This is a genomic window from Flavobacterium sp. HSC-61S13 (assembly GCF_024171535.1).
In the GTDB taxonomy this organism is placed as follows: domain Bacteria; phylum Bacteroidota; class Bacteroidia; order Flavobacteriales; family Flavobacteriaceae; genus Flavobacterium.
This window is the reverse complement of the sequence record NZ_JALJZV010000001.1, coordinates 1-16,442: the sequence shown is the minus strand read 5'-3', so window position 1 is coordinate 16,442 and position 16,442 is coordinate 1. Positions and strand designations below refer to the sequence as shown.

Below are 16,442 nucleotides of genomic sequence, written 5' to 3'. Positions count from 1 at the left end.
AACCAAATATTAAGTTAAATATCCACAAAAGCTCCCCTTTTTGGTTATTTTTGTTGGATTATAAAAAAACCAAGAACAACAAAATCATGGATAAAAAAATTTTTGCCTTTTTTTCGTCTACTCGACTGATGGCTGTTTTATTTATTGTGTTTGCTGCTGCATTGGGTATTGGAACTTTTATTGAGGACCGATACAATACGGATACAGCTAGAATCATGATCTATAACGCCAAATGGTTTGAAGCCATTATGCTTATTTTCGTTTTTAACTTTATCGGTAACATCAAACGTTATCAATTACACAAAAAAGAAAAATGGGCAACCCTTTTATTACACTTATCATTTATCTTAATTTTAACCGGTGCATTTGTTACTAGATACATCAGTTTTGAAGGAATGATGCCTATTAGAGAGGGTGAAGCCTCTAGTCATTTTTTCTCTGACAAAACGTTTTTAACGGTAATGGCCGATGGAGACTATCAGGGTGAAATGAAGCGATTAACTTTTGAAGAGCCTAAATTAATGTCAGGCGCGACAAATAATTACTTCAAAATGAAAAAGGAATTTAATGGAATTCCTTTTGAAGTGGAATACAAGGATTATATCATGGGAGCTACTGAAGAAATTCAGGCTGATGAAAAAGGAGTGTTTTTTTTAAAAATGGTTGAATCCGGTGATGGCGAGCGTCACGAGCACTTCCTTAAAGAAGGAGAAGTTACGAGTATTCACAACGTATTATTTGCCTTTAATCAACCAACTGCTGGTGCCATCAATATCCACAAGGATGGAGATAATTATGCTATCGACACGCCATTTGAAGGAGATTTTATGAGAATGGCCGACCAATTTAAAGGTACGGTAGCTAAAGACAGCAAACAAGAATTGATGTTTCGATCACTCTATAATGTAGCAGGAGCAAAATTCGTTTTTCCAGAACTACCGACTAAAGGTAAAATCGTTCTAAAATCAAACGGAAATTATAAAGATACCCAAACGGAAAATGCTTTAGTATTGACTGTACGTACACAAGGTAAAGAGGAAGAAATTATCTTAAAAGGAAACAAAGGTCGTATGGGAGTTCCTACTTCTATTCAATTGGGAGACCTAGAATTTACGATGATGTTTGGTAGCAAAACTTACGAATTGCCGTTTAAAATTCAATTGAATGAGTTTGTTGCAGATAAATATCCTGGAACTGAAAAGAGTTATTCCGCTTTTGAAAGTAAAGTTACTGTAATAGCACCGGATGAAAAATTTGATGCACGCATTTTCATGAATAACATCTTAGACTATAAAGGTTACCGCTTTTTCCAAGCTCAATTTGACGAAGATGAAAAAGGGACCATATTGTCTGTGAACCACGACTGGTGGGGAACTTGGATTACCTATATCGGATACACTTTCTTGTATATCGGAATGCTCGCAATCCTATTTGACAGAGATACCCGATTTAATGACTTAAGAAAAAAACTAAATAAAGTGAGAGAGAAAAAAGCTAAGTTACTTACCCTATTAATCTTGTTTTGTTCAGTTGGTATGTTTGCTCAGTCGCCAAAAAACCACAGCCACAACATACCAAATCTACCGCAATTAGATTCTTTGCTAGTAGCAAGTCAAGTATCTGAAGAGCACGCGGCGCACTTTGGATCTCTAGTGATTCAAGATGCCGGAGGGCGAATGAAACCGATTAATACTTTTTCATCGGAATTATTGAGAAAAGTCAGTAAGTCGGATCATTATAAAAAAATGAATTCAGACCAGGTCTTTTTATCGATGACTCAATTTCCTCAATTGTGGTACAACGTACCTTTGATTGAGCTTAAACGCGGTAACGACAGTTTAAGAGCGACTATTGGAGTGGATAAAAAAGCTAAATATGCCGCTTTAGTTCAATTTTTTGATGATAAAGGAAATTATAAATTAGGAAAATCATTAGACGATGCCAATCATGCTGGAGTTAAAAACCAGTTTCAGAAAGATTTCATTGAAGTAGATACCCGTGTAAACTTGTTATACGCTGCTTTAAGCGGTAAAATATTAACCATTTTTCCGATACCTAATGATGCTAATAACAAATGGGTTTCCTATTTAGAACTTAATGAAGCGGGAATGAAAGGTATGGACTCTTTGTATACCAAAGAAATTTTACCTCTTTATATGACGTCACTTTTAAAAAGTATCGAAACTAAAGATTATAAAGCTGCCGATGAATTTTTGGTTTCCTTACACGGTTTTCAAAAGAAATACGGTGCTAATGTAATCCCTTCTGACAGCAAAGTGAAAGCGGAGTTATTATATAATAAATACGACGTATTCAAATCGCTATACACCTATTATATGTTGGTGGCCGTGGTAATGTTTATTTTCATTATTATTCAAATCGTCAAACCTGCAAAATTTGCAGCTAAAGCAATTCGAATATTTACCGTTGTCACTTGGATTTTATTTGTTGCTCATACCCTAGGACTTGCGATGCGTTGGTATGTTTCTGGACATGCTCCATGGAGTGATGCTTATGAGTCGATGATTTATGTAGGATGGGCCACGATGTTATTCGGTATCTACTTCGGTAGAAAATCGGAACTAACTATAGCCGCTACTGCTTTTGTTGCAGGTATGATTCTATGGACGGCTCATTTAAACTGGATGGACCCTTCTATTGCAAACTTACAACCGGTACTAAACTCTTACTGGTTGATGATACACGTAGCAGTTATTGTTGCGAGTTACGGTCCTTTTACCTTGGGAATGATTTTGGGAATTGTCGCTTTGATTTTAATGTTGTTTACCAACGACAAAAACAAAGCAAAAATGCAACTAAACATCAAAGAGATTACTTATATCAATGAAATGGCCTTGACCGTTGGATTGGTACTATTAACCATCGGTAACTTCTTAGGAGGTCAATGGGCCAACGAAAGTTGGGGACGCTATTGGGGATGGGATCCAAAAGAAACTTGGGCATTGGTCAGCATTATGATGTATGCTTTTGTAATACATATGCGCTTTGTGCCGGCTTTAAGAGGAACTTGGATTTATAACTTAATCAGCATACTGGCTTTCTATGTTATTATCATGACTTATTTTGGAGTAAATTTCTACCTGACTGGTTTGCATTCTTATGCTAAAGGAGAGAAAATTGTTACCCCAGATTTTATTTATATATCCATAGCCTTAGTAGGCCTACTCGGACTGTTCTCATACTTTAAGTACAAGAAGTATCTGAAGAAATAAAAACCTATTAAAAAACACTCAATCAATGATTGGGTGTTTTTTTTTATAGCCGTGAAGAGTCAAAAAAAAAAGCTACCTCTCGGTAGCTTTTTATATTTAAAGTAATGTTTTTATTTTCCTAAGAAAATTTGAAAACCAACAGCAACACCTAAACCATTTTGAGCAGTTGCAGTAGATGCATTAGACTTACTGTAATTGTATCCCACCTCTGCCTCTAAAGCAACGTTACGAGATACAAAGTGAGAGTACCCTAAACCTACACCAAAAGCAAAAGAGGTTTCATTATTGTTTTCTGCTGTTGCAGAAGCACCACTAATACCTAATTTACCATTTCCATAGAATCTACCCGTTTCACTAGCTCCCTCTGGGAAATAATAACGAGCAAAAGGCATAAAGGTATAATTCCAAACATTATCACCACCTTTAACCGTTTGGAAACCTACTCCAGTTTCTAAACCAAGCGCAATACCATCTGTAACAAAATAACCAGCTTTTGGCATTACATTAATGTTGAAGTTTTCTCCTTCAAAGCTGTAACCCAATGATCCAACAGCTCCTCCTACCATCCAATTCCCTTTTTTAATAGGACTCATGCCTACTTTTTCGGATAATTTAGGAGCCTCCATAGAGTTAATTGTTGACTTAACTGTGGACTGAGCGTTTGCCGATACTAATCCGCCTAATACTAAAGCAGACATCAAAAATAAATTTTTCATAGAATTACTTTTTTAAAGTTTTAGTTAAATAATGAAATTTAATTATTACTAATTTAAGGAATTTTAAATTTAATAACTAATAAAATTCAAAATAAAAATTATTTATTTGATTAGTATTAATACAAACATCATACCACAGTGGAGCTATTTTTAAAAAATTGTATTAAATTCCTTTAAGTTTACATAATTTCCGATAAATAATACATTTAGTTAATCCTGGCGAGTTTCATCCTGAGATGCGTGGTACTTTCTAGTGATTTCCTTGATTTTCTGTTTGCGTTCAAGTTCGGCATCTTTGATTTTACGCTTCTTCTGATCCTCCTTTTTCTTGTGGTTTAATCGATTTGTTTCATTTCTTCTACTCATTTGCTCGCTCTCGTTTTATTTGCATTAAACTTTTATCGGTGCTTATCAATTCCCCAATTACATTTTTTCTTGTGGAAATAATATCCATAAGATCTAAATATTTTGCCCAATCATCAGTAAATAGTATTTCTTTTATCAACTTAATCCGCTTCGCCGTTTCGGGAGCAGATCTAAAAATAATGGGCAAGTTCTGATTGGGTGTCAAACTTCCTTTATGCTGATACAACACCTCTTGCTTTTCGAAATCTACTGTTATAAAAAAAAAATTTTCACTTTCATTATTGGGATAAAAATCCGACCAAAGCGCATATCCCCACTTATAGCCATTTTGGGTCTTATTGTCGGTGATTAAACGCCAACGGCAATTTGCCGCTCTACCCCAGTGGTTGGCATATCGAAAAACACCTAAATCATCAAAATAATACGTGCTTCCCGATTCGCTTTTGTAGTGGGGTGGTCTCGAGGGTACAGCATCTGCCGCTACTTCGCGAAATTCACAAAAGGTGTGCTTAAAAAAATTGTAGCGGTTATATTTTTTCATCAATTCTATAAGGCTGCTTTATCATTTATAATTGTGATTCCCTTTTCAATCATCATCGATCTAGCTTCTTCTAAACCTGCCTCAGAGATAGCCTGTGTTGCAAAATTTAAAAAATACGTCTTAAATCCTGCTGCTACTGCGTCCATAGCTGAGTAATAAACGCAAAAGTCTGCTGCTAATCCCGCTATATATACCTCTTTAATTTGACGACCTACCAAGTAGGCAGTTAATCCAGTATCCTTGCGTTTACCGTTGTCAAAAAAGCCACTATACGAATCGATGGTCCTATCCATTCCCTTCCTAAAAATCGCCTCTACGCATTTGGAATCCCAAGCTGTTGAAAAGTCCGCACCAGGCGTGTTTTGCACACAGTGAACCGGCCACAGTACTTGCGGTAAGCCGTGTAAATCGATGAGATCATACGTATTATGATGAGCATGTTCAGTCACAAAACTCTGATGGTTATGCGGATGCCAATCCTGAGTAGCTACAACTAAATCGAAATACGGTTGAATCTCATTAATAATCGGTATAATTTTATTGCTATCGGGAACCGCTAAGGCACCGTCTTCTAAAAAATCATTTTGAAGATCTACTACTATTAATGCTTTCATCACTTATTCTTTAAAAAAAACTCGCTCTAAAAAGAGCGAGTTAGTTCAACATACTATTATTTTTCAAATGTTTTTAGTGTCTCCACGATGATTCGAACACAATCTAAAATTTGTTCTTCATTCATCACCAAGGGTGGTGCAAAACGGATGATATTACCATGCGTCGGCTTGGCCAACAAACCATTGTCACGCAAGGCCAAACAAATGTTCCAAGCCGTATCGCTCTCTTCAGTATCGTTGATAAGGATTGCATTTAACAAACCTTTACCTCTAACCAAATTACAGATCTTGCTGTTTTCTATATATTCATTCAATTTAGCGCGAAACAATTGCCCTAAGGTTTCGGCATTCTGTGCTAAATTTTCTTCTTCAACCACTTCTAATGCTGCAATAGCTACTGCAGCCGCTATCGGATTTCCACCAAAAGTAGATCCGTGTTGTCCCGGTTTGATTACACCCATGATTTCGTCATTTGCCAATACAGCCGATACTGGATAAGCACCACCTGATAAGGCTTTACCCAAAACCAAAATATCCGGTTTTACATTTTCATGATCTACAGCCAAAAGCCTTCCCGTTCTAGCGATACCGGTTTGAACTTCATCAGCAATAAACAAAACATTATGTTGTTCACATAAAGCTTTAGCTTGAGCCAAATAACCCTCTGACGGAACATAAACCCCTGCTTCTCCTTGTATCGGTTCTACTAGAAAACCAGCGATATCCTTATGAGCCTCTAAAGTAGCTTTTAGCGCTTGTATATTATTGTATTCAATGGCAATAAATCCCTCTGTAAAAGGTCCGTAGTTTTTACGAGCATCCGGATCATTAGAAAAGGATATAATGGTCGTAGTACGCCCGTGGAAGTTATTTTCGCAAACCACAATTTTGGCTTGATTTTCAGCTATACCCTTCTTTTCATAAGCCCATTTACGGCACAATTTTAAAGCGGTTTCCACAGCTTCTGCACCCGAATTCATCGGCAACACTTTATCGAAACCAAAAAACTCGGTAATTTTCTTTTCGTAAACACCCAATTTATCATTGTAAAACGCTCTCGAAGTCAGCATTAATGTCTGTGCTTGCTCTGTCATGGCAGCCACAATTTTCGGATGACAATGACCTTGATTAACAGCAGAGTACGCAGATAGAAAATCATAATATTTTTTCCCCTCTACATCCCAAACATATACGCCTTGTCCCTTGGTCAAAACAACCGGTAATGGATGATAATTATGGGCTCCATATTTGTCTTCTAACGCAATAATCTCCTGTGAAGTTAATTTTTGTGACATTGTTTTAATATTTTGAATTAGTAGTCTATAAATTATACTGCAAATTACTCAAAAAATAAGAAAAAAACCTATTCTTTAAGGTAAAACAGCAGTGACATAAAGAAGATTTAAAAAAAAAATACCGAGCATCCTTTTCGCTGAGTTATTAAGATTAAAAATGAATAATCAATTATTTTATTTCAAAAGAAGTAATAAATCAAACAAAGAGTTATTTTTGCGCCATGAGAAAAAAGACAGAAAGAATCGTATTCGAAAACGTAGAAGTCCTTGATGCAGGTGCAAAAGGCGTTTCGGTAGCTAAAGCCCCAGATGGAAAAGTGATTTTTATTCCAAATGTAGTTCCCGGTGATGTAGTAGATGTGCAAACCGTTAAAAAGCGTAAAGCTTATTACGAAGGAAAAGCCATCAAAATACATCAACTTTCAGATCACCGTATTGAAGCGGTTTGTCAACACTTTGGAGCCTGTGGTGGTTGTAAATGGCAAAACATGAATTACAGCCAGCAGTTGTTTTATAAAAACCAAGAGGTCTATAACAACCTAAAACGCATTGGCAAAATTGACTTACCCGAGTTTGAGCCTATTGCCGGATCGGAAAAAACTTTCTTTTACCGCAATAAAATGGAGTTTTCCTTTTCAAATGCGCGTTGGCTAACCGATGATGAAGTGCAAAGTGGTGAAGAATTTGGTAAAGAAAATGCTTTGGGATTCCATATTCCAAGAATGTGGGATAAGATTTTAGATATCAAAAAATGTCATTTACAACAAGATCCTTCAAATGATATTCGAAATGAAGTTCGACGTTTTGCCAATGAAAATGATATCGCTTTTTTCAATCCACGAGAGAACAGCGGCTTGTTGCGTACCTTAATGATCCGTACTGCCTCTACTGGTGAAATCATGGTGTTGATTCAATTCTTTTACGAAAATAAAGTAGAACGTGAACTTTTGTTGAATTTCTTAGCGGAGCGTTTCCCTGAAATCACTTCTTTACAATATGTAGTTAATGGTAAGGCCAACGATACCATTTACGATCAACAAGTAAAACTGTTTAAAGGTCGCGATTATATTTTGGAAGAAATGGAAGGATTAAAGTTTAGCATTAATGCGAAATCGTTCTATCAAACCAATTCCGATCAGGCTTACGAATTATACAAAATTACCAGAGATTACGCCGGTTTAACAGGAAATGAGCTCGTATACGATTTATATACAGGTACAGGAACTATTGCACAATTTGTATCCAAACTCGCCAAGAAAGTTATCGGTGTTGAAGCCGTTCCAGAAGCTATTGAGGATGCAAAATTAAATGCTACCCGTAACGAAATTACCAACTGCGAGTTTTATGTTGGCGACATGAAAAATGTATTCAATGACGATTTTATAGCAGAACACGGTCAACCTGACGTGATTATTACCGACCCACCAAGAGACGGTATGCACAAAGATGTTGTAGCGCAAATTCTAAAAATTGCACCACAGAAGATTGTTTATGTAAGTTGTAATTCAGCTACTCAAGCACGTGACTTAGCCTTGATGGATGAGATGTATCAAGTAACGAGAGTGCGACCGGTAGATATGTTTCCGCAAACACATCACGTCGAAAATGTAGTACTATTGGAAAAAAGAATGCTATAATAAGCAATAAGGTCAGTCTGCTTTTTTGAAAATACAGATTGATAACCCTTTTTGTATAGTACAAAATATAGCGCCATTTGCGCCCCAAATCAATTAATAAAGAAAAAGCATTGCAAATAGCAATGCTTTTTCTTTATGATGCCCTTAGATTTATTACTTTTGGGAATTGTAAAAACAAATCAATTTTAGGAACAGCAAATAGACCCTGTTCTTAAGTTATTGGTAACGGCAACGAACAATTGAACCGATCGTTTTCAAATCATTTAAAAAAACAGTAATATTGCTCTAGTAGTGCGCTGTTAAAAAGTGGTGATCAAAAAACACGAACAATCAATAGTTACCAGATAAGCATTATTAATAAACATGAATCTCGAATGAAAAAACTAGGATTTTATACTGGCCTTCTATTTCTATTATTAGCCGTAGTCGGTTGCGAAAAAGATGACATTTGCCCAGAAACTACGCCAACTACTCCCAGTGTATTGATCAAATTTTTCGACAGACTAGAACCGCTAAGCCCAAATAGCAATGGGGTCTTAGTCGCTTATGAAGTCGGCAATGAAAAAATGATTACGAGATCGGGTAGCGAAATAAAATTACCACTGCGTTTAGACAGTAATGAAACGAAATGGGTCTTACAGCTCACGACTAAAGACGAAGCGGGAATTGATGTTGTTCGTCGAGATACCTTAAGCTTTAAGTACGAAATAGAAACGATTTATGTGAGTAAAGCCTGTGGCTATAAAAATATTTTCACACTAAGTACGAGCGCAGAAAACAATCCAAAACTCAACGATAATGGCATTGGAGAATGGATCAATAGATATGAAATCATGACCACAAATATTACTACAGAGACAGATGAGCACATTAAAATATATTATTAGTTTTGGTTTGGTGCTTCTTTCAAGTATTGGATGGGCACAAGATTCACTACCTCATTTTTATCCACAGCGATATGGTTTGAGAGTTGGTGTCGATTTATATCGCGTTGCCCGAAACGTTTACGATAAAAACTACAACGGATTTGAAATCGAAGCCGATTACCGTTTGACCAAAAAATTATTTGCCAGTGCAGAATTGGGAAAGGAAAAAATGACCAAAGATGAAGATCAATTCAACTTCACAACCAATGGGAGCTTTATCAAAGTCGGAGTCGATTACAACTCCCATCAAAACTGGATGGATTTAGAAAACATGATTTATGCCGGTTTTAGATATGGTTTTTCAAGTTTTTCGCAAAATTTGAATTCCTATACGATTTATAGCCCCAATTCGTATTTTGATAAAACATTGGAGACCCCGAATAAAAAGTACAGTGGACTCAGCGCACATTGGGTTGAATTTGTTGCTGGTATACGCACGCGTATATTCGACAATGTCTTCCTGGGATTCAGTGTTCGACTCAATGGATTGGTACACCAAAAAGAGCCTGAAAATTTTGAGAATCTGTACATACCGGGATACAACAAAAAATACAGTGGCGGGATTGGAGTTGGCATGAACTATACCATCTCCTATTTAATTCCTTTATATAAATCCCAAAAAGTTGTCAAAACAATTGAAGAAACCAATCCGTTAGAAGACAAAAAACCCGAAGTCAAAAAGAAGTAATCTTTGAGATTCTCTAAATAAAATGATCATTAGCCCTTTGAAATCTATTTCAAAGGGCTTTTTCTTTACACCACTTACCTCATAAACCTCCGAAACAAATAACGTAAATAGTATATATACTAACAAGCGGCTTGTTAAAATGGTCTTATTTCCCCAAACAACTCTTTGTTTTTCAAACTATTAACCAAAAAACCAAAAACATGTAGACGTTTTGTAGTCTGTGAAAATTTAAGCCGTAAAAGACTTAGGAATACATTTGCTGTAATTAAATAATTAAAGCTATGAATAAAAAAAATTTGAAAAGAATGCTGTCAATTACCGCAATCTTAACGCTGCTAGTCGTTTTAAATGCTTGTAGCAGTAGTGACGATGATAATGGTAATACAATTGGTGGATATAAGACAACACCCGTAGAATACATTGAAGGTACGTTTTCTGGATATACCGGTAAAGATGAGGCTACAGTAATCGTTGAACTAGTCAATAACGAACAAGCCCTATTTATACTTAACAATAAGGTATCGGGTAAAAAAATTACTGCCACCGTCTATATTGAAGGGGTTATCATGATTGAAGGAGTAGATCCGACAATACTATCTAAGGCTGGAGAAGTTCCAAGTATAGCCTATAATCACAAAACAAAAAAATTGATAATCGCTGGAAGAGAAGGTGGAGTAACCATGACTTTCAGCGGTAATAAAATCTAAAGATCACATTTTTACGTTTTTTCATGTTAATCAGAATAAAGACATTATCTTCTAAAACAAGTATAATCGTCTTTATTCTTTTTTGTTAAATAAAACAATATAAAACGATTTTTTAATTAACTTTATAAGTTATAAAGTACCTAAAGTTAGTCTGTAATCATTTATTCATGCGGTATCGCTTTCTACTTCTTATATTAATTTATCCCTTGATCTCTTCTGGGCAACAAAAAATTATTGACTCGTTAGAAGTATTAGTCCATACAAAAAATCTAGCCGACAAACGCAAAATCATTCCGCTTTCTGAATTGGCTATTTACTATAAATCAGATACCCTTCGATCCTTACAAACTGCACAACGCGCTATAAATTTAGCTACCAAGCAGCAAGATCAACAGTTTTGCGTTTATGCCTACTCGAGTTTGGCGCTGACCTACGCCCTACAAGGTCAAGTTGATCAGGCCTATATTGAAATGGATAATACGACCAAATACATTCATAAAACAACAGTCAAGCGCGCCAAAGCCACCGCTTATCACCAGATCGGCTTGTCGAAATTTTACCTCAGTGATAGAGACGGCTTAAAAGATATTTATATATCCCTACAATTGCTTGGAAAAACGGACTATAAACTAAAATCACTAAACTACAGCGTACTTACGAACTACTATCTAGCAGATATATCGCAGGCCGATAAATATTCTAATTTAGCTATTGAAAATGGTTTTAAAAGTAAAGATTATCACAGTATTTGCTATGCATGGAACATACGCGGAGTTCGCTTTCTGTCTGAATTTGAAAAAACACAAAACGCACAAGTTCTCGATAGCGCTTTAGTTTGTTTAAAAAAGGCCTTGAGCATATACGATGATCATCCAGGATATATTCGTACAAGCAGCGGTATAAACATCATTGCTAATTTAATGTACATTTATCAGTCTAAACAAGAAATCGAACCCGATGTCACCAACTTAGAAGCGGTCCGATTGTACCTCGCTAAGACCTTGCTGTTACCTACTGAACAGTCAGACGAATTTCTTATCAATCGTTATATGATCCGTATTAAAGCAGAAATTATTCAAAAAAATCAACTCGAGGCAGAAAGCCTTTTTCTCGAGGCCATCGCATGGTTAGATCAACGTCCTAAAAATTATAGAAACAAATACGAATTACATCAGCAATTGGCACAATTCTATGATAAAACAGGACGCTTTGAAGATTCGAATAAACATCTAAACGAAGCTTTTAAATACTATCAGAACTATTATGATGACCGATATATCAAAATCGGACAACAGCAACTGGCCAAGTTCGAACTGAGCAAAAAGGAATTGGAATTAGAAGAGAAACAAAATCTACTTTATATCGGATTTACAGCATTTGCAATCTTTATCTTGCTGATTATTCTATATATTAGACATTTTATCAAACACAAAAGACAGGAAATCGCACTATTATCTGAAATTAAAGATCAAGAAGCTCAAGCCAAAATCGATGCAGAATTAATCGCTAAATTAAAATCCGAGGAGACCCGTCGATTGCAAAAGGAAATCATCGCAAAAAAAATACAAGTTTCGCATAAAAATGAAATACTGTTGAACCTAAGGCAAAACCTCCAAAACAATGTGCCTATCAATACGCGGCAATTCGAAAAAATACTAAAATACGAAACGCTTTTAGACCGCAAATTTGACGGTTTTGAACAACTAGTACAAAGAATTCATCCCGATTTTTATATTCGATTACAAGAATGCGCATCTAACAAATTGACCACACTTGATCTTAAATACTGTGCTTATATTTTTATTAAAATGCCTACCAAAGAAATGGCGGATCTGCTCTATGTCGAATTGAAAACCATCCGCATGACAAAATACCGCCTAAAAATCAAATTAAAACTCCAAAAAGACGTCGATTTGGAAGACTTTATACAAAATATTGTGTAAAATCACCTATGGGGCTTGCACTGATTTTTTGAGTTTTAATTGAATCGTATCCGAATAAAACACCAAATCCCACTGCATGGAATCTGCTGTTGAACTTTTAATATTCACGGGAATGGTATCGCCAATTTCCGCATTACGTTCGTAAGAAATCAGTTTTAAATCCTTTTTGATTTCATCATATTGATATTGTAATACCAAACTGCGGTCGTTTTCGTAAACAAAAGGATTTGGGCAAAAATAAGCTAGATTCCGCTGTTCAAAATAGATCACTTTCCATGCCGTTGAATCTTGTACCCATTCGTTTTCAGTAACCTGCTTACCGTTGCGTATCATCTGCTCTACCTCCCATTTCCCGTAATAGGGTACCGTACTTTTACTTTTATTCGAAACAAAAAGTACAAATCCACAAGCCAAACCGATGCTTAATACTCGAAATATGTTTCTTAGTATGGGATGAACAACAACAGGCAAATTATTTTTATATTTTGATAAAAGTGCCATTAATTCTGTACTATACAGCGTCAATAAATAAATCAATCCCAAAGTATATATGACCGAATTAATAAATGCGCCTACAGAAATCTGATAAAACTGATTGATCAACACCACATTGAGCATAATTGGTAAAAGCACCGCAATTCCCGCCAAAGTTGTCCTTCTAAACAACAATAATACGCCTCCCAATACTTGACATATACCAATAATAAAACCCATTTGATCGGAGTGCCCAAAATAATTCCATGTTAACTCCGTCCCATTTAAAGTACTTACTATCGAATCTTGCAAGTGGTATGAGGTAACAAATTGAAGGTGAAACAATTTTGCAAAACCATATATAGAAAGAAAAAAGGCCAAACAATACCGTATAATTCCTTGAAACCAAGCGTGTATCTGAGGAGAATTAAAAGCCGACGATCGCTTTTCTTTATAATGCCAATAACTCGCAAAACACAACGCAAAAAGTATGGACGCGATCAAACTACCCATCATCAACATCGGGAAATAATTCATAAATCCTTGAGGTAATAAAGTAGCGAAGCCCAATATAAAATTAGTCAACGAAACACCAACCAATAACGATTCGCTAAATTTTTTAAACCAATAAGTTCTAACCTGATTGAATTCCGACATCCCTTTAAATATTTTAGAGCGTAAAACTAATGAATTTAACTATTCATTAGGTTTTTTTTGATTTAAAACCACACATTTTGCGCATTATTAACTTGAAATTTACGTTTCCTATTAAAAAAAGTGATTTTAGAAGATCATTGAACCACCAACGAAACCAATAAGCTAATTTTCTCCCAGTTTAGAATTGCTACGCAACCCATTAAGAAAATAGCTGACAATGCTGCGATTTTTAAGTCAAAAATATCCGTAAAAATCATCCTATTGTTAAAAATAACCAATACATTTACTAAGACATTTGCATTTTAACATCTAAACAAATCACATTATGAAACTAAAATTAATACTCCTATTCACGGTTATAGCAATTTTGGGTTCTTGCCAGAAAAAAAGCGCTAAAGACGAAATGGCCGATTTGATGTATTTTGGTGGTCCTATTATTACTATGGAGGATGCAAATCTACAGGTGGAAGCCGTTTTATTAAAAAAAGGTAAAATACTGTTTGCAGGAACTAAAGCAGATGCCGAAAAATATATTGACGCTAAAACCGCGCAAGTGGACTTGGAAGGAAAAACCCTATTACCTGGGTTTATCGATGTTCACGGACATTTGACTTCCCGCGCGGGTATGATGCAAGCGGTAGACTTGTCGCCCGATCCCTACGGTACGGTCAATTCGATTCCCGATTTGCAAAAAGCCTTAAAAAAACAATTAGATCAACTTCCAACATCCAACCAACAACCCTTGATTGGAAATGGTTATGACGACGCGATTATGATCGAACACCGTCACCCAACTAAAGAAGAATTGGATGCTGTTAGTAGCACCGTTCCCATCATTGTCATCCATGCATCGGGTCATGCTAGTGTTGGCAACAGCGCTTTGTTACAATTAGTTGGATTGTCGGATTCCTCAGCAGATCCTGAAGGTGGGCATTTGGGACGCTATCCAAAAACGGGGAAACTCAATGGTAAACTCGAAGAAAATGCCAGTTTTATAGCTTTATTAACCTTAATGCAAAAGGTAGATCCGACTGCTAGTTCTACCCCTAATGATAGTGAAGATGCTTATACAGTTGGCGCAGATACCTTGCAATCGGTAGCCCTTAAAAACCTGATGAAAGCTCAAGAGGAATGGTTGAGCTACGGACAAACAACGATATGCGATGGACGAACTATGGGTGAAAGTCTTGGATTGCTGAAAGAAGCTGCCGACAAGCATTTGTTTAAAGCAGATATCGTTTATTTTCCAGACTATGAAAATGTTAAAAAAGATTTCGAGCAATTGAAGCCCGACTATATGAAGTATAAAAACAGACTGAAATTAGCCGGTTTTAAATTCTCTGACGACGGATCCCCACAGGGTAAAACCGCGTGGTTAACTCAGCCCTATCTGGTGCCTCCTGAAGGACAAAGTCCAGATTACAAAGGTTTTCCCATATTTACAGATGACGTCCTTTACACCGATCTTAAAACCTTATTTCAAAATAATATAACCGCACAACTTCACGTCAATGGCGATGCGGCTATCGATCAAGCGATACGCGTGATTCAGCAATTAAAAGATGAGGAAATTTACAAACCGGAACTACGGGTAACCTTGATTCACGTTCAAAACAGCCGTCCCGATCACATTCAAAAAATAAAGGATTTAGGCTTGATTCCCTCCTACTTCTCAACCCATACTTATCTTTGGGGTGACTGGCATTACTCCAGTGTTTTTGGCCCAGAACGCGCGGCTTTTATCAGCCCAGCTCAATCGGCCTTAAAAGCAGGGATACTTTTTACAATACATCATGATGCACCAGTAACACCACCCGATCTGATCACCGCTGTATATGCTGCTGTTAATCGAAAAACGCGTTCTGGTCGCATATTGGGACCTAATGAACGTATCTCTGCTTTAGAGGCTCTAAAAGCCATTACTATTAAAGGAGCATACCAACTTCAAGAAGAAGCTAGCAAAGGCTCTATTAAAGCTGGGAAATTAGCGGATCTCGTGATATTGGATCAAAATCCATTGACCATTAATCCCGCCCAATTAAGAGATATTAAGGTGATGGAAACCATTAAGGAAGGTATTACCGTGTATAAGCGTAAATCGTAAATCGTAAATCGTGAGTCGTGAGTCGTGAGTCGTGAGTCGTGAGTCGTGAGTCGTGAGTCGTGAGTCGTGAGTCGTGTACGTTGTACGTCCCTGATATAGGTTGACCTAAAAAATCAATTTATATGAAAGCAAATATTCACGTCATTAAGAAGCAGCGCGTTTATAGCGTTGAATTTAAGCGAGAGATTGTCTCTCAATTTGAATCCGGAAGTTACAGTGTATTACAACTTTCAAAACTTTATGAAATTTCTAATTCCTTAATTTACGATTGGATCTATAAATTTTCTAATTTTAATGAAAAAGGTCAAAGAGTAGTTGAGATGAAAGCAAGTAGTAGTGAAAAATTAAAGGCATTAGAAAAGCGTATCAAAGAATTAGAGCGTGCCGTAGGTCAAAAACAGATTAAAATCGATTATTTAGAAACCCTTATCGATGTGGCTAGCGATGGACTTAAGTACGATATACGAAAAAATGGAAACACCCCGCAATCCAGCGGTTCAGAGAATATTCGTCCAAAAAAATAACTTATTCTTTAAATAAA

Annotated in this window: 14 protein-coding genes; 8 read left to right on the top strand and 6 right to left on the bottom strand. The window is 36.3% G+C overall.

What is annotated here, in order from left to right; all coding sequences use genetic code 11:
* Positions 1 to 86: 86 nt before the first annotated feature.
* Positions 87 to 3,233 (top strand): cytochrome c biogenesis protein CcsA, encoded by a 3,147-nt coding sequence (ccsA, locus tag L1275_RS00070; protein ID WP_253468435.1) that lies wholly within the window; start codon positions 87 to 89, stop codon positions 3,231 to 3,233.
* A gap of 110 nt (positions 3,234 to 3,343) precedes the next feature.
* Here ccsA and L1275_RS00065 read toward each other — a convergent pair whose 3' ends face one another.
* The 5 genes from L1275_RS00065 to rocD form a co-directional block, all read right to left on the bottom strand.
* The gene (locus tag L1275_RS00065) at positions 3,344 to 3,949 is read right to left on the bottom strand and encodes an outer membrane beta-barrel protein (protein ID WP_253468433.1); all 606 of its coding nucleotides are present in this window, start codon (positions 3,947 to 3,949) and stop codon (positions 3,344 to 3,346) included.
* A 210-nt stretch (positions 3,950 to 4,159) separates the two neighbouring features.
* Complete coding sequence (locus L1275_RS00060; protein ID WP_253468431.1) at positions 4,160 to 4,315, bottom strand: hypothetical protein; 156 nt, start codon at positions 4,313 to 4,315, stop codon at positions 4,160 to 4,162.
* Positions 4,308 to 4,856, bottom strand: coding sequence for a hypothetical protein (locus L1275_RS00055; protein WP_253468428.1), 549 nt, complete (start codon positions 4,854 to 4,856; stop codon positions 4,308 to 4,310). Before L1275_RS00055 ends, L1275_RS00060 begins: the two co-directional genes overlap by 8 nt.
* A gap of 5 nt (positions 4,857 to 4,861) precedes the next feature.
* Positions 4,862 to 5,470, bottom strand: a complete 609-nt coding sequence (gene pncA, locus L1275_RS00050) for a bifunctional nicotinamidase/pyrazinamidase (protein WP_253468426.1) — start codon at positions 5,468 to 5,470, stop codon at positions 4,862 to 4,864.
* A gap of 56 nt (positions 5,471 to 5,526) precedes the next feature.
* Complete coding sequence (gene rocD, locus L1275_RS00045) at positions 5,527 to 6,765, bottom strand: ornithine--oxo-acid transaminase (RefSeq protein WP_253468424.1); 1,239 nt, start codon at positions 6,763 to 6,765, stop codon at positions 5,527 to 5,529.
* A 221-nt stretch (positions 6,766 to 6,986) separates the two neighbouring features.
* Here rocD and rlmD point away from each other — a divergent pair, with 221 nt between their 5' ends.
* From rlmD to L1275_RS00020, 5 genes are all read left to right on the top strand, one after another.
* Complete coding sequence (rlmD, locus tag L1275_RS00040; protein ID WP_253468422.1) at positions 6,987 to 8,402, top strand: 23S rRNA (uracil(1939)-C(5))-methyltransferase RlmD; 1,416 nt, start codon at positions 6,987 to 6,989, stop codon at positions 8,400 to 8,402.
* Between the two features lie 374 nt (positions 8,403 to 8,776).
* Positions 8,777 to 9,289 (top strand): DUF6452 family protein, encoded by a 513-nt coding sequence (locus tag L1275_RS00035; RefSeq protein WP_253468420.1) that lies wholly within the window; start codon positions 8,777 to 8,779, stop codon positions 9,287 to 9,289.
* Positions 9,264 to 10,016: a DUF6048 family protein gene (locus tag L1275_RS00030; RefSeq protein WP_253468418.1), complete on the top strand. Its 753-nt coding sequence runs from the start codon at positions 9,264 to 9,266 to the stop codon at positions 10,014 to 10,016. The genes L1275_RS00035 and L1275_RS00030 overlap by 26 nt, the downstream gene beginning before the upstream one ends.
* 281 nt (positions 10,017 to 10,297) lie before the next feature.
* Positions 10,298 to 10,723, top strand: coding sequence for a hypothetical protein (locus tag L1275_RS00025; RefSeq protein ID WP_253468416.1), 426 nt, complete (start codon positions 10,298 to 10,300; stop codon positions 10,721 to 10,723).
* Between the two features lie 167 nt (positions 10,724 to 10,890).
* Complete coding sequence (locus L1275_RS00020; RefSeq protein WP_253468414.1) at positions 10,891 to 12,666, top strand: hypothetical protein; 1,776 nt, start codon at positions 10,891 to 10,893, stop codon at positions 12,664 to 12,666.
* Between the two features lie 6 nt (positions 12,667 to 12,672).
* Here the strand turns inward: L1275_RS00020 and L1275_RS00015 are convergent, their stop codons facing one another.
* The gene (locus L1275_RS00015; protein WP_253468412.1) at positions 12,673 to 13,797 is read right to left on the bottom strand and encodes a hypothetical protein; all 1,125 of its coding nucleotides are present in this window, start codon (positions 13,795 to 13,797) and stop codon (positions 12,673 to 12,675) included.
* Positions 13,798 to 14,122: 325 nt separating this feature from the next.
* On the opposite strand from L1275_RS00015, the gene L1275_RS00010 reads away from it, so the two are divergent.
* Positions 14,123 to 15,901 carry an amidohydrolase gene (locus L1275_RS00010; RefSeq protein WP_253468410.1) on the top strand — a complete coding sequence of 593 codons (1,779 nt, stop codon included), beginning with the start codon at positions 14,123 to 14,125 and terminating at the stop codon, positions 15,899 to 15,901.
* A 122-nt stretch (positions 15,902 to 16,023) separates the two neighbouring features.
* Positions 16,024 to 16,425: a transposase gene (locus L1275_RS00005; protein WP_253468407.1), complete on the top strand. Its 402-nt coding sequence runs from the start codon at positions 16,024 to 16,026 to the stop codon at positions 16,423 to 16,425.
* The last annotated feature ends 17 nt before the right edge of the window (positions 16,426 to 16,442 follow it).

What these genes read in the sequence shown, in the direction of transcription:
- L1275_RS00020 (WP_253468414.1), top strand. Translation starts at nt 10,891, where the DNA reads ATGCGGTATCGCTTTCTACTTCTTATATTAATTTATCCCTTGATCTCT.
- L1275_RS00010 (WP_253468410.1), top strand. Translation starts at nt 14,123, where the DNA reads ATGAAACTAAAATTAATACTCCTATTCACGGTTATAGCAATTTTGGGT.
- pncA (WP_253468426.1), bottom strand. Translation starts at nt 5,470, where the DNA reads ATGAAAGCATTAATAGTAGTAGATCTTCAAAATGATTTTTTAGAAGAC.
- L1275_RS00015 (WP_253468412.1), bottom strand. Translation starts at nt 13,797, where the DNA reads ATGTCGGAATTCAATCAGGTTAGAACTTATTGGTTTAAAAAATTTAGC.
- L1275_RS00030 (WP_253468418.1), top strand. Translation starts at nt 9,264, where the DNA reads ATGAGCACATTAAAATATATTATTAGTTTTGGTTTGGTGCTTCTTTCA.
- L1275_RS00065 (WP_253468433.1), bottom strand. Translation starts at nt 3,949, where the DNA reads ATGAAAAATTTATTTTTGATGTCTGCTTTAGTATTAGGCGGATTAGTA.
- L1275_RS00060 (WP_253468431.1), bottom strand. Translation starts at nt 4,315, where the DNA reads ATGAGTAGAAGAAATGAAACAAATCGATTAAACCACAAGAAAAAGGAG.
- L1275_RS00005 (WP_253468407.1), top strand. Translation starts at nt 16,024, where the DNA reads ATGAAAGCAAATATTCACGTCATTAAGAAGCAGCGCGTTTATAGCGTT.
- rlmD (WP_253468422.1), top strand. Translation starts at nt 6,987, where the DNA reads ATGAGAAAAAAGACAGAAAGAATCGTATTCGAAAACGTAGAAGTCCTT.
- L1275_RS00035 (WP_253468420.1), top strand. Translation starts at nt 8,777, where the DNA reads ATGAAAAAACTAGGATTTTATACTGGCCTTCTATTTCTATTATTAGCC.
- L1275_RS00025 (WP_253468416.1), top strand. Translation starts at nt 10,298, where the DNA reads ATGAATAAAAAAAATTTGAAAAGAATGCTGTCAATTACCGCAATCTTA.
- ccsA (WP_253468435.1), top strand. Translation starts at nt 87, where the DNA reads ATGGATAAAAAAATTTTTGCCTTTTTTTCGTCTACTCGACTGATGGCT.
- L1275_RS00055 (WP_253468428.1), bottom strand. Translation starts at nt 4,856, where the DNA reads ATGAAAAAATATAACCGCTACAATTTTTTTAAGCACACCTTTTGTGAA.
- rocD (WP_253468424.1), bottom strand. Translation starts at nt 6,765, where the DNA reads ATGTCACAAAAATTAACTTCACAGGAGATTATTGCGTTAGAAGACAAA.